Origin of the sequence: Pseudoalteromonas sp. P1-7a (genome assembly GCF_001401855.1) — a bacterium.
Taxonomy (GTDB): domain Bacteria; phylum Pseudomonadota; class Gammaproteobacteria; order Enterobacterales; family Alteromonadaceae; genus Pseudoalteromonas.
On the sequence record NZ_LKDU01000025.1, the window covers coordinates 1 to 14,069 of the forward strand.

The 14,069-nt window shown below is 40.8% G+C and carries 14 protein-coding genes; 1 reads left to right on the forward strand and 13 read right to left on the reverse strand.

Annotated features, from left to right (window positions below; genetic code table 11):
• Positions 1-334: 334 nt before the first annotated feature.
• Positions 335-2,128: a choice-of-anchor I family protein gene (locus AN389_RS14470; RefSeq protein WP_055020120.1), complete on the reverse strand. Its 1,794-nt coding sequence runs from the start codon at positions 2,126-2,128 to the stop codon at positions 335-337.
• Between the two features lie 85 nt (positions 2,129-2,213).
• A complete protein-coding gene (locus tag AN389_RS14475) occupies positions 2,214-3,437 on the reverse strand; it encodes an acyltransferase family protein (RefSeq protein WP_082429336.1) in 1,224 nt (407 codons plus the stop codon).
• Positions 3,438-3,578: 141 nt separating this feature from the next.
• Between AN389_RS14475 and AN389_RS14480 the strand changes: the two genes are divergently transcribed.
• Entirely contained in the window at positions 3,579-4,421 is an 843-nt protein-coding gene (locus AN389_RS14480) for a LytTR family DNA-binding domain-containing protein (RefSeq protein ID WP_055020121.1), read from the forward strand.
• 28 nt (positions 4,422-4,449) lie between these two features.
• Here AN389_RS14480 and glmU read toward each other — a convergent pair whose 3' ends face one another.
• The 11 genes from glmU to AN389_RS14535 form a co-directional block, all read right to left on the reverse strand.
• Entirely contained in the window at positions 4,450-5,808 is a 1,359-nt protein-coding gene (gene glmU / locus AN389_RS14485) for a bifunctional UDP-N-acetylglucosamine diphosphorylase/glucosamine-1-phosphate N-acetyltransferase GlmU (protein WP_055020122.1), read from the reverse strand.
• A gap of 248 nt (positions 5,809-6,056) precedes the next feature.
• Positions 6,057-6,479, reverse strand: a complete 423-nt coding sequence (locus tag AN389_RS14490) for a F0F1 ATP synthase subunit epsilon (protein ID WP_055016221.1) — start codon at positions 6,477-6,479, stop codon at positions 6,057-6,059.
• A 13-nt stretch (positions 6,480-6,492) separates the two neighbouring features.
• Positions 6,493-7,878, reverse strand: a complete 1,386-nt coding sequence (gene atpD, locus AN389_RS14495) for a F0F1 ATP synthase subunit beta (protein ID WP_055016220.1) — start codon at positions 7,876-7,878, stop codon at positions 6,493-6,495.
• Positions 7,879-7,911: 33 nt separating this feature from the next.
• A complete protein-coding gene (atpG, locus tag AN389_RS14500; protein ID WP_055016219.1) occupies positions 7,912-8,772 on the reverse strand; it encodes a F0F1 ATP synthase subunit gamma in 861 nt (286 codons plus the stop codon).
• 60 nt (positions 8,773-8,832) lie between these two features.
• Positions 8,833-10,374 carry a F0F1 ATP synthase subunit alpha gene (atpA, locus tag AN389_RS14505; protein ID WP_055016218.1) on the reverse strand — a complete coding sequence of 514 codons (1,542 nt, stop codon included), beginning with the start codon at positions 10,372-10,374 and terminating at the stop codon, positions 8,833-8,835.
• Positions 10,375-10,388: 14 nt separating this feature from the next.
• On the reverse strand, positions 10,389-10,922 hold the full coding sequence (gene atpH, locus AN389_RS14510) for a F0F1 ATP synthase subunit delta (RefSeq protein ID WP_004588073.1): 534 nt from the start codon (positions 10,920-10,922) through the stop codon (positions 10,389-10,391).
• Between the two features lie 16 nt (positions 10,923-10,938).
• Complete coding sequence (atpF, locus tag AN389_RS14515) at positions 10,939-11,409, reverse strand: F0F1 ATP synthase subunit B (RefSeq protein WP_004588072.1); 471 nt, start codon at positions 11,407-11,409, stop codon at positions 10,939-10,941.
• 42 nt (positions 11,410-11,451) lie between these two features.
• Complete coding sequence (gene atpE, locus AN389_RS14520; RefSeq protein ID WP_004588071.1) at positions 11,452-11,685, reverse strand: F0F1 ATP synthase subunit C; 234 nt, start codon at positions 11,683-11,685, stop codon at positions 11,452-11,454.
• Positions 11,686-11,736: 51 nt separating this feature from the next.
• Positions 11,737-12,594 (reverse strand): F0F1 ATP synthase subunit A, encoded by an 858-nt coding sequence (atpB, locus tag AN389_RS14525; RefSeq protein WP_055016216.1) that lies wholly within the window; start codon positions 12,592-12,594, stop codon positions 11,737-11,739.
• A gap of 14 nt (positions 12,595-12,608) precedes the next feature.
• Positions 12,609-12,989, reverse strand: coding sequence for an ATP synthase subunit I (locus tag AN389_RS14530; RefSeq protein WP_055016215.1), 381 nt, complete (start codon positions 12,987-12,989; stop codon positions 12,609-12,611).
• 142 nt (positions 12,990-13,131) lie between these two features.
• Positions 13,132-14,058 carry a ParB/RepB/Spo0J family partition protein gene (locus AN389_RS14535; protein WP_055016214.1) on the reverse strand — a complete coding sequence of 309 codons (927 nt, stop codon included), beginning with the start codon at positions 14,056-14,058 and terminating at the stop codon, positions 13,132-13,134.
• Positions 14,059-14,069 lie beyond the last annotated feature (11 nt).

Consider the following 14,069-nt stretch of genomic DNA (forward strand, 5'->3'; position numbering starts at 1 on the left):
CATCCTTTATTTTTCGAGTCAACACTTAATTTTAAACTTTCTTGCGATGATTTAAAACCTAAGTTTTACTTAACTCTCTGAGCCGTTGTACTTTGCTATGCTTCAGCGTTTCCCGTCTCAGTGGGGTCGCATTATAGGGAGATTCGAGCGGGGGTCAATGTTTTATTTCAGCTTTTTGACAAATAAATGAATTTAGTATGAAACACATACAAATAAAGGCCTGCAGACTGATTTCAGATTAAAAAACGCGCATATTAAGTCGCTATTTTATAGCTAATATTTACGCGTTAGAAAAAGCAGTACATTTAGTAAGCGCTGTACTGCTTTGTTGGTTTTAATTTGCTGCAATTTGCCATACAGCTACAGAACCTGAGATCTCATTACCTATCATAAGGAGTGGTTTTTCAGTGGCACTTTGCTCAGCCGGTACAAACACCATGCCTTCGGGTGCAAGGTCGCCGGTTATATCTGCTCCCTCTATTACACCTCGGTTATAAAAGTAATCTTCAAATTGCACATCGTAAGGGTTGGTAATATCGTAAACCATAATCCCGCCCATGCGCTCAAGACCTATAAAGGCAAAAGTGCGTTCGTCTATCGTACCTATTGTTAGCGCTTCCGGTTCTGCGCCTTTATCATCTGAGCGTGTGTCACCTTCGTTTTCATCTTCATTGTTATTAAAGGCTTCGCCATGTACAGATGCAGTTATACGGCCTATGTCGTCGCCTGAGTCAAACACCACCAGCCCATTACTGTCCCAAATGGTAAACGAGCGTGCACCATAGGCATAAAGCGATTCGTATTGACCGTCGTCATTCGTATCACCTTTTACAGTGCTTACCTTCAAGCGGCCTATATCGTCATCGTCGTTATTTAAGTAATCAAAATTAGCTGCAAGCGTTAAATCTTCAACACGGCTTTCATCTATATAGGCAAGACAGCCATCATCTTCATCGTAATCTAGACCACCTTTTGCTATGCAGTCTGCCTCGCCTGTTGTATCAAAGAAATATTCACGTGCATCACCTTCATTTGCCGACACTATAAAGTTTGCGCCTTTCCAGCTAAAGCTTGAGATTGTATCTGGCTGATACATACCATAAAGCCCTGGGTACGATTTAAAATTAACACCGCCGTCTTTATCTGATGCGTCTATTTGTAAATCTGACCAATCTTTAAATCCTAACCCTTTTAGTTCAAGAGAGTTATCTTCTAAATTAACGATAGCTAGTGCGTTATTTTCTTGAATTGATATATAGGCATATTTGTTATCTTTAGAAATGCTGACGTACTCAGGCTCTAGGTCCATAGCAACTGTTGTATTTATTTCATTTCCATTAATTGTTCGCCCTGTGGGGTTGGCAAAAACTAGCCCTTTGTCTTCAAGCTCGGTTTGTTGATTGTTATATGCAGTAAAATCAATATTGGTGGCCGTATCGGCAATTACGCCATTTTCAATATTAATAACACTGATAGAGCCCTCAGGGTCGATACTGTAATCGCCATTAGGTTCGCCTTCATTAGCAACAACGACTTTTCCCCCATTATGACTAAAGGTCACCATGTCAGGTAAAAAACCGGCCGTTACATTTTTAATAAACACCGGTGTATCGCCGCTAATATTATAAAACGCTATTTGACCTGCTTCGCCCAAGGTTTTAGCAGCCATTGCAACAGCCAATAATTGGTTATTTTCATCTATTGCTATGCTGTTGGCATCGCCTGGGGTGTTGTCATTTAAAGTAAGGGTAATGGTTGATGTAAGGTTAGTTGCATTCACTGTTCCTTCGTTATCTTGAACGAGTGCAGCAGTATCAAAGGTGTCGGTGGGTATAATGTTCACTACAGCTTCATCACCAGAGCTATTAATAGCGTAAATCCACTTTTTAGATGCTTGATATGCAACTATTTCAGCCGCGCCTTCAGGGCTTTGGGCATTAAGTACAGCGCGGCCTATTAAACTTATATTTAACGCAGAGTTTGCATTGGTGCCGTTAGTCCCATTTTGACCCGCAGTACCTTGCTCCCCTTGGATACCTTGCGTGCCGTCTTGGCCGTCATCTCCATCTAGTGAGCAACCTGTTAATATTGATATGAGTGAAAGTGCTATAAGTGACCTTTTTAACATTGTTATTTTCCTTAGTGTGGTATTTGGTAAATATCAACACACCGGTATGACAAAGTTATGGCACTTTTAATAAAGCTTTTTTAACTTAAAAAACGAGTTTTAATGCTAAGGGGCATACAAGAACAAGACTTACTGTATAACCTAATAATTTAAAAGGCTTGGAATAGCTATTTTTAGCTTTAACACCTATAAAAGGCCCTAAAATATCAATGCGTGTAACGACTAATGTAATGACCGCGCAAACACACCATGTACCAATAACAACTAAGAGTGGCTCAATAAAATAACCAAGCTTTAAAGGCTGCAAAACAAAACATAGAATTATGAGTACACTTTGATGTAATAGATAAAAAGGGAATACCCAACTATTTAATATTTTTAAGTAGCTAGTTTTAAAGTTTAAAAAATGCTGTGCGAGTGCAAGCATGGTTAGCACTCCCAATACTCTTTGAATGTTGTAAAGAGTAGTAAAAACATAGCTAGGTAAATCAAACACGTTTTGATAAGCCATTACTATGTATATACACAACAGGGCAAAGCTTACACATAGCAGGCAAAAATAGTGTTTTAAGCTCGCCCAAAAATAAGCGTACTTTGCTAACAGGTACCCTATCAATAAAAATATAAAGCCGTTAGTTTCACGAATTGCATCTCCTTTTAAATAGTTATTAGTAAGCAGCATTGCTATGACTAATAAGCTTGCTAGTAAGGGTAGGTTTATTTTAACCAACTTGAGCAAAGGCGTAAAAATAGGAAGCTTCATGAATAGTGAAAATAAAAAAATGATAAGCATAAACTGCCAAAGAGAACGTAAATACCATAAATGATTTACATCTATGTGCGGCCATACTCCAGATTGGTAATTAGTAAACATTTCATTATTAATATCTAAAAACGCGGAGTAAAACTGCCAATACGATATGTTTATAACGCTTTGTTGCGACATCTCTGCATACAGCTGAAAGGGAACTATTAACCATAAGCCCACCAGCAAAGGGAGTAATATAAAAATAGAGCGATTTAAAATAAAAAAGAAGTTTGATTTAACGCCACTTACCTTATCAAGCATAAAGCTAAGTGCTACCCCAGATATAAACCATATAAGTAGCATTCTCCAAGGAGCAAACATCAACATAAAATACTCTACGTATTGAGATGTATAAGTACTTTTAAAGTGAAAACCCCAATTTTCGCTGTACAACATACCTATGTGATAAAAAATAAGTACAGCAAACGCAATTACTCTTAGCCAATCAAGAAAGTAATGACGATTATTTAAATGAGTTGTGAGGTGTAATTGTTTATTCATGCTTAAGCCAATATATGCGTATTGGTACTAGTAAGGCTTAAACAACTCGCAAAAACTATTCATAAGTGCTTATATTACAAGCAATAGTGATAAAAGGTGGTATTTAGGGATAAACCCACCGCATAAATATAAGCACATATTATGAACCTACAACACTTTCAGCGTTTTCAAACCCTATATGCCTCTGCATTACTTTGCGCATATATTTTGATAAACAATACAATAAACGCTACAACCCAAATAATGGAGGCAAAAAGAGCTGGTGATTTAACATTTTTAATTTGGGAGCCATTTGTATGGGAGTATTCAAGCGCGCTAGGATCATTGCTTATGTTTCCGGCTTTAATTTGGTTTTTGAAAAACACACCTTTTAATTGGCAAAAAGTACCTGCTTCATTGGCTATGTATTTTGGCGCTTCGATTATATTTAGCATGTTACATATTGCTATTATGGTTGGTAGTCGCAAGCTTGTATATTTAGCTTATGGTCGCTCTTATGATTTTGGACTGAGTTGGTTTGAATTAATATACGAATACCAAAAGGATGCTATTAGCTTTGTGTTTTTTATTACGCTAATAAAAGCATATCAATATGTTGTTCAGCAGTTATTAGGGGAGGCATCTTCTATAGAAGAAAGCGAGCAACAAGCAACACCCACTCTAAACCGTTTGCTCGTAAAAAAGCGTGGCAAAGAATTTATTGTAAAAATAGACGATGTTGATTGGCTTGAATCATCAGGTAACTATGTAAACTTATATATTGGCACGTCTATTTACCCTTTAAGAACGACCCTTACAGTACTAAGTAAGCAATTAGAAGATAAAGGCTTTTGTAGAGTCCACCGCAGCCATGGCGTAAACCTTGATAGAATAGAGTCTATTACACCGCTACCTAGTGGTGATAGTGAAATAAAGCTAACTACAGGTAAAGTACTTAACCTATCTAGACGCTACAAAGAGCAATTTAAGCTAAAGCTGAAATAAAAAAGGCTACCTAAGTAGCCTTTCATTATTATTTTTTAACTGGTCGTTTCCAGCCGGTTAAATTACGCTGTTTAGAGCGTGCTATTGCAAGCTGCTCATCTTCAACGGTACTGGTGATCACAGAGCCTGCACCTATTGTTGCTGTTGCACCAATATTTACAGGAGCAACAAGTGATGAATTTGAACCAATAAAGGCGTTATCACCAATAATGGTTTTTGCTTTATTAACTCCATCGTAGTTACAGGTAATTGTACCTGCGCCAATATTTACTTTTTCGCCAATTTCAGCGTCGCCTAAGTAACTTAAGTGGTTTGCTTTAGAACCCTTACCTAAGCGGGTTTTTTTCATCTCTACAAAGTTACCAATGTGCGAGTCTTCTTCCATTACCGCACCTGGGCGTAAGCGGGCGTATGGGCCTAGCGTACATTGAGCAGCTACGCTTGCATCTTCAATTAGGGTATTTGCTTTTATTACAACGTTGTCGCCTATGGTACAGTTTTTAAGTACGCAGTTAGGGCCAATTTGTACATTATTACCAAGAATAACATTGCCTTCAAAAATAACGTTTATATCAATTAATACGTCTTCGCCTGTTTTAACGTTGCCACGAACATCTATACGGGCTGGGTCGGCGAGGGTGGCACCATTTAACATTAGCTCTTCTGCTTGCCATGCTTGATAAGCTCGTTCAAGACCTGCAAGTTGTACGCGGTTATTTGCGCCTTCAACTTCCATTGCATGATCTGGCTGCGCCGAAGTAATTTCTACACCTTCACTGTGTGCCATCGCAACGATATCGGTAAGGTAGTACTCGCCTTGTGCATTGTTGTTAGATAGATTGCCTAACCATGTTTTTAAAAGCTTGCCGTTAACTGCCATAATGCCGGTATTTACTTCGCTAATAAGTAACTGTTCTGCACTTGCGTCTTTTTGCTCAACAATACCAACAAGCTTGCCATTTTCACGCAGCATACGGCCGTAGCCATTAGGGTTAACCAAATTAACGGTTAATACCGCTAAACCATTATTAGGTGTTGCAGCTAATAAGCGCTCAAGCGTTGATTGCTTTGTTAGCGGAACATCGCCGTATAAAACTAATACGGTATCGTCATCGTTAATATGAGGGTTTGCTTGTGCAACAGCATGGCCGGTACCAAGTTGTTCTGCTTGCAGTACCCAATTTACATCGTTATCGGCAAGTTGTTGTTGTAATAGTTCGCCGCCGTGTCCGTAAACTAAATTAGTGGTGGTTGCACCCAGTGCCTTTGCGTTATCTATAACATGCTGCACCATAGGTTTACCCGCCACTTTGTGCAGTACTTTTGGTAAAGCAGAGCGCATACGAGTACCTTTACCCGCAGCAAGAATTACTGTTGTTAGAGCCATTAAAACAATTTCCTTTTTCCGTTGTTTTATTGATGAGTTAATGAAAGTGAGTTTGTCAGATTACGCATGTCACTCCATGTATACATACTCAGTCATATAATAAAAAATAATGACTGAATCTATGATAAACAAACTGTTCATAATAATTACACTTATTGTAACCAGCTTTGCCAACCGATATAAGTGTAAAGCCAAATTACAGGCACAAAAAAGCCCACATAATGTGGGCTTTTTAAAACCGGATAGGCTTACTTTTTACGTAATTGCTGAATTACGCGAAGTTGTGCAATAGCTTCTGCTAATTGCATCGCTGCTTGTTGATAATCAAACTCAGCAGCTGACGCATTAGCCATTTGGCTTTCTGCGTCACGTTTAGCTTGCTCTGCCGCTTGTTCGTCAAGGTCTTCACCACGAACAGCTGTATCTGCAAGTACGGTTACTATGTTCGGTTGAACTTCTAGTGTACCGCCAGCAATATAGATCAGTTCTTCTTCACCATGTTGCTTAACTAAACGTACCATACCAGGTTTAAGGGCAGTTAGTAGTGGGGCGTGACCGGCATTAACACCTAGCTCACCTTCACTACCAGATACTTGAATCGATTCAACTAGACCAGAGAACAAGCTCTGCTCTGCGCTTACTACGTCAAGGTGTACAGTCATAGCTGCCATACTACCCTCCTAATTACATGCTTTTAGCTTTTTCTTGAGCTTCTTCGATAGAACCAACCATGTAGAACGCTTGTTCTGGAAGGTCATCAAATTCACCGCTTAGAATACCTTTAAAGCCAGCAATTGTGTCTTTTAGTGATACGTATTTACCTGGCGCACCTGTAAATACCTCTGCCACGAAGAACGGCTGAGATAGGAAACGCTGGATTTTACGTGCACGAGATACAAGTTGCTTATCTTCGTCAGAAAGCTCGTCCATACCTAAGATTGCAATGATGTCTTTAAGTTCTTTGTAACGCTGAAGAACTGTTTGAACACCACGTGCTGTATCGTAGTGATCTTGACCAATTACTAATGGGTCAAGTTGACGTGAAGATGAATCAAGTGGGTCTACCGCTGGGTAAATACCAAGTGATGCGATATCACGTGAAAGTACTACTGTTGCATCTAAGTGAGCAAAGGTAGTTGCTGGAGATGGATCCGTTAAATCATCCGCAGGTACGTATACCGCTTGGATTGATGTAATTGAACCTGTCTTCGTTGAAGCGATACGCTCTTGAAGCACACCCATCTCTTCAGCTAGTGTAGGCTGGTAACCTACCGCTGATGGCATACGACCAAGTAGTGCAGATACTTCTGTACCAGCAAGCGTGTAACGGTAGATGTTATCTACGAAGAAAAGTACGTCGCGACCTTCGTCACGGAACTTTTCAGCCATAGTAAGACCTGTTAACGCTACGCGTAAACGGTTACCTGGAGGCTCGTTCATCTGACCGTATACAAGCGATACTTTATCAAGTACGTTTGAATCGTTCATCTCATGGTAGAAATCGTTACCCTCACGAGTACGCTCACCAACACCTGCGAATACTGAGTAGCCGCTGTGCTCGATTGCGATGTTACGGATAAGTTCCATCATGTTTACGGTTTTACCTACACCGGCACCACCGAATAAACCAACTTTACCACCTTTAGCGAATGGACATACAAGGTCGATTACCTTGATACCAGTTTCTAAAAGTTCTACTGAACTTGATTGCTCTTCGTATGAAGGCGCTGCCCGGTGAATAGACATACGGTCTTCTTCGCCGATTGGGCCAGCTTCATCAATTGGCTCACCAAGTACGTTCATGATACGACCAAGCGTTGCTTTACCAACTGGAACTTGAATCGCTTCACCTGTATTTTCTACCGCTGCGCCACGACGTAAACCGTCAGTAGTACCTAGTGCGATAGTACGAACAACACCGCCACCTAGCTGTTGTTGAACTTCTAAAGTCAAACCAGCTAAATCGCCATCTGTTACTTTTAGTGCGTCATATACGGCTGGCACGTTGTCTTGAGAAAACTCAATATCTACAACGGCACCGATAATTTGGACGACCTTACCTAAACTCATGTCTATTCCTCTCGTTAATCTTTGCCTGAAGCATTAAACTGCGGCTGAACCAGAAACAATCTCACTAATTTCTTGTGTGATTGCTGCTTGGCGGGCCTTGTTATAAACAAGCTGTAACTCATCCATAAGGTCGCCGGCATTATCTGTTGCAGCTTTCATTGCAACCATACGGGCAGCCTGTTCAGAGGCAGCGTTCTCAACCACACCTTGGTACACTTGAGACTCAACAAAGCGTACAAGCAAAGACTCTAATATAGCGTCTGGGCCTGGCTCGTATAAGTAATCCCATGTGTGGGCAGATACTTCTTCTTCAGCTTTTGGCAAAGGGAGTAACTGATCTACTGTTGGCTCTTGCTTCATGGTATTAACAAAGTTGTTATATACCAGGAATAAACGGTCAATTTTACCTTCAGAAAATGCATCTAGCATAATTTTTACAGGACCAATTACGTCTTGTACTGAAGGCTTATCTCCAAGGCCTGCTTTTTTAGCAAGCACTTGACCGCCAAAACGTTGAAAGAAGCTAGCCGCTTTGCTACCTAAAGTTGCAAAATCAGCGTCTACGCCTTTTTCTTTCCACGCTTTAATGTCTAATGCAACTTTTTTAAACTCGTTTGAGTTTAAGCCGCCACATAGACCACGGTCAGTAGAGATAACAATATAACCAACTCGTTTTACTTCACGCTCTTCTAAGAACGGGTGAGTAAAATCAAGATTTGCTTGAGCAACACGACCAATTACTTTGCGTAATTTGTCAGCGTATGGACGGCTTGAAGCCACTCGTTCTTGCGCCTTTTTCATTTTAGACGCAGCAACCATTTCCATTGCGCTAGTGATCTTTTGAGTATTTTTAATACTCCCGATCTTGCTTTTAATCTCTTTTCCGCTGGCCATGACTCTCTCTCCGAATCAAGGTGTGCTTTAGTAAACTAAAGCGCACCATTAATAACTAAATTACCAAGTTTGCGTAGACTTGAACTTCTCAAGAAGTTCTTTAAGTTGCGCTTCGATCTCGGCGTTGTAGTTACCAGTTTCATTGATTTGAGCCACAAGCTCTGCGTATGTGCTACTTGCATAAGAAAGTAAAGCCGCTTCGAAATCCATAATCTTAGAGATTTCGATGTCTTGTAAGTAACCTTTCTCAGCTGCAAATAACGACAAAGACATTTCAGCAACAGACATTGGTGCGTACTGTTTCTGCTTCATTAGCTCTGTTACACGCTCACCATGCTCAAGTTGAGCACGAGTAGCATCATCAAGGTCAGACGCGAACTGCGAGAACGCAGCTAATTCACGGTACTGAGCTAGGGCTAGACGGATACCGCCACCTAGTTTCTTAACGATTTTAGTTTGTGCAGCACCACCAACACGCGATACCGAGATACCAGCATTTACTGCCGGACGGATACCTGAGTTGAATAAGTCAGTTTCTAAGAAGATCTGACCATCGGTGATAGAGATAACGTTTGTCGGTACGAACGCAGAAACGTCGCCGCCTTGAGTTTCAATGATTGGCAATGCCGTCAATGAACCAGTTTGTCCTTTCACTTCACCATTAGTGAACTTTTCAACGTAATCAGCGTTTACACGCGATGCACGCTCTAAAAGACGCGAGTGAAGGTAGAATACGTCACCTGGGTATGCTTCACGACCTGGTGGACGCTTAAGTAGTAATGAGATTTGACGGTAAGCAACAGCTTGCTTAGATAAATCATCATATACGATTAATGCGTTTTCACCACGGTCACGGAAGTATTCACCCATAGTACAGCCCGAGAACGGTGCTAAGTACTGAAGTGCCGCAGACTCAGAAGCAGATGCTACAACTACGATAGTATTTGCAAGTGCACCGTGCTCTTCTAATTTACGTACTACGTTAGCAATAGTAGATGCTTTTTGGCCAACCGCTACGTACACACACTTAACGCCTGTGTTCTTTTGGTTGATGATTGCATCGATTGCTAGTGCAGTTTTACCTGTTTGGCGGTCACCGATTACAAGCTCACGCTGACCACGACCAACTGGAATCATCGCATCGATAGATTTGTAACCAGTTTGAACTGGCTCATCTACAGATTGACGCTCGATTACACCTGGTGCAATTTTTTCTACAGGTTCAAAACCGTCGTTATCTAAAGCGCCTTTACCGTCGATAGGAGCACCTAGTGTGTTTACAACACGACCAAGTAAGCCAGCACCAACAGGAACTTCTAGGATACGACCAGTTGTGTATACTTTTACGCCTTCAGTAAGGTCAGCGTATGGACCCATAACTACTGCACCAATTGAGTCACGCTCAAGGTTTAGTGCGATAGCATAACGGTTGCCTGGAAGCTCAATCATCTCACCTTGCATACAGTCAGCTAGACCGTGGATGCGGATGATACCGTCAGTAACAGATACGATAGTACCTTCGTTACGAGCTTCACTTACAACTTCGAACTGCTCAATACGTTGTTTGATCAGATCTGAAATTTCAGTGGAATTAAGTTGCATGCTCTTTTTCCCAATTACGATTGTAGTGTTGTGGCTAAGCGGTTTAATTTACCGCGTACTGAGCCGTCGATTACAGTGTCACCCGCCTTAATAATAAGGCCGCCAACTACTGCAGCGTCTTCACTACAATTCAGCTTAACTTTGCGTGCGAAACGTTTTTCAAGTGTCGCTACCAATGACTCTTGCTGCGCTGCAGCAAGAGGGGTTGCCGAAATCACATCTACGTCGATTTCTTTGTCATACTCTGCTTTAAACGCAGCGAATAACTGAGCAACCTCAGGCAGTGCAATCAAACGTCCATTTTCAGCCATCACCTTCACTAGGTTCTGACCTTGTTCGTTGAGCTGCTCAGCACATAAGTTAATAAATAACTCAGCTTGTGCAGTAGCAGTAGGCAATCCAGCTAAAATGGCTGATGCTTGTTCATTGCTGGCAACTTCGCCTGCAAAAAACAACATGTCATTCCAGCTTTCAATTGTGCCTTTTTCAACGGCAAGTTCAAAAGCCGCTTTAGCGTATGGGCGAGCGATAGTAGTCAATTCAGACATGCTCATACCCTCCTAATTACAGCTCAGCGACAAGTTTTTCAACGATGTCACTATGTGCGGCTTGATTGATTTCACGCTCTAAAATTCTTTCTGCGCCAACCACTGCCAGAGTTGCTACTTGCTTACGTAGCTCTTCTGTTACACGGTTACGCTCTGATTCGATTTCAGAGTGCCCTTGAGCAATAATTTTTTCACGCTCTTCTTGTCCACGAACAGTTTCTTCGTCAACAATAAGCACGGCACGCTTTTTAGCTTGTTCAATGATATCAGCCGCTTGAGCTTTTGCATCTTTAAGCTGCTCAGCAGCTTTTTGTTGCGCAAGTTCTAAGTCTTTTTCGGCTCTATCAGAGGCAGCTAAACCATCTTCAATTTTCTTCTGGCGAGACTCAATTGCATCATTAAGTGGTGGCCATACATATTTCATACAAAATAGTACAAACACCGTAAACGCAATTAATTCACCGATAAGAGTGGCTGTTATGTTCACGACCGCTCCTCCTTAAAATAGTAAGCTGTTCAAAAAATAAAATTAAAGTACGAACAGGATTACCATTGCGATACCAACACCGATCATTGCTACCGCATCGATTAGACCAGCTAGGATGAACATCTTAACTTGTAATGAAGGTGCAAGTTCAGGCTGACGCGCACATGCTTCTAGGAATTTACCACCCATGTTACCGAAGCCGATAGCAGTACCGATTGCACCGAAGCCGATAAGTAAAGCAACTGCGATGTACTTAAGACCTAATACTAGTTCCATTTTTTTCTCCAAAGTTTCAATTGTTAAAGTTAAATATAAAAAGTGTATAAATTAGTGATTGTCAGAGCTTGCCATGCTTAGGTAAACAATTGTTAGCATCATAAATACGAATGCTTGTAACACGATTACTAAGATATGGAATACAGCCCAAACAAAGTGCAACGGAAGTTGCATTAAACCAACTGCGCCGATAAGTATGAATATCAATTCACCAGCGTATAAGTTACCGAATAAACGCAGTGCTAACGAGAAAGGCTTAGACACTAAAGCGATTGTTTCTAGTAATAGATTACAAGGAATTAAGAAAATCATAGCTACTTTGCTATTAGAGCTAAACGGGTGAAGTGTAAGCTCTTTAATGAAGCCACCAACCCCTTTAATTTTAATAGAGTAACCAATCATCAGAATAAACACACCCAATGCTAATGCAGCGGTTAAGTTTATGTCTGTGGTTGGTACAATTTTCATGTAAACGTCGTGTGAGTCCATGCCAAAGGCTTGCTCACCAACAAAACCGGCAAATGCAGGTAAGAAATCAACTGGGATTAAATCCATTAAGTTCATTAAGAACACCCAAACAAAAATTGTTAAGGCTAATGGAGCAATTAATTTGCTTTTACCATGGTAAGTGTCACGTACGTTGTCACCAACGAACTCAACAATCATTTCAATAAAACATTGAAATTTACCAGGTACTCCTGTGTGTGCTTTTTTTGCGGCGCTACGGAAGATCCATAAAAATATTAGACCTAGTCCGATTGACCATGCGAGGGTATCTATATTCCATGTCCAGAAACCACTGTCTGCACACGCTTTGTTGAAGGCAAGACCTGAGTCGGTCATACACATCTTAGCGTTTGTTAAGTGATGCTGGATATGGCTTGATATAGTAACTTCTTCTGCAGCCATGTTATATCCCAAAGTTAATGTTTAAAAAAAACGGGCGCGAACAATCCACTAAAGAGCACCAATACATAAACACAAAAAAACGGCACTAAAACGACCGTGGTTGACTTGAGTATCAGTGCAAACAATACGATTGTTAGCATAAATTTTAATCCGTTACCGCGTTTTAACGAGGTATACGCTTGATTTGCTTTGCTTGCACCCATATATCTGAATGCATAAAGCGCAAATACTAGGTGAGGAAGTATTGCAACGCTGCTACCAGCAAGTGCTGATGTACTGGCGTTAACTCCCCAACCAACAAAAATAATTACTGCAGCTACAAGTGCTACGATACCCTGAAGACAAATTAATTTAAATGCGGCAAGCCTATAAGGTCTTGCTAACTTATTAGTCACGTTTAGTTAACCTTTATGGCGTTCTAATTGTTAGGGTGTGAAAACTGGCGAAATTATACTTAATCCTACCAGTTTTGCAACTTGAGTAGACGCTTTGTAACACAAAATAGCTACAAATGTCTCTTATTGGACATGTAAAATTTTAATGGTCGGTATTGCTGTGATTTATACGATTTAAAATGCCATCAAGCTCATCTAAGTTGGTGTAAGAAATAACCAATTTACCTTTACCTTTCGCATTGTAATTTATTTCTACTTTAGCCCCTAAGTTGTCGGCTAATTTTTGCTCTAAACGCTTAACATCTGGGTCTTTTTCAGGTGCCTCTTTCGCGACTACCGGCTCTAAAATTGAGCGTACTAATTTTTCTGTTTCGCGAACAGTCAGAGCTTTAGCAACAGCTAATCGTGCAGCGTCAGATTGCGCTTCACCTTCAAGTGCTAATAAACAACGTGCGTGACCCATTTCTATGTCGCCATGCTCTAACAAAATTTTAACATCGCTATTTAAATTGTTTAATCGTAGTAAATTAGTCACGGTAGTGCGCGATTTACCCACTGCATCGGCAACTTGCTGATGCGTTAATTCAAATTCATTTAATAATCGGTTTAACGCAATCGCTTCTTCCATTGCGTTTAAATCTTCACGCTGAATGTTTTCTATTAGCGCAATGGCAACGGCAGCTTCATCTGGCACTTCTTTTACAATACAAGGTACGCTTTCAAGTTTTGCTATTTGCGCAGCACGCCAACGACGCTCACCAGCAATGATTTCAAAGCTATTTTCTGCAACAGGGCGTACAACAATTGGTTGAATAATGCCTTGTGAGCGAATAGAGCTTGCGAGCTCCTCTAGCGCTTCTTCAGACATATCTTTACGAGGCTGGTATTTTCCTGAATGCAAAAACTCGATAGGCAAATTTTGCAATTCATTCGTAATAGGCTGAGCAACAGCTTGTACAGTTTCAGTCACATTGACTGTGTCTTGTTCCTTGCTTGAGCTTGGCGCTGGTTTTGATGAACTTAAAAGGGCATCGAGTCCTCGGCCTAAACCTCGTTTTTTAGCAGACATGTTATTTTTTT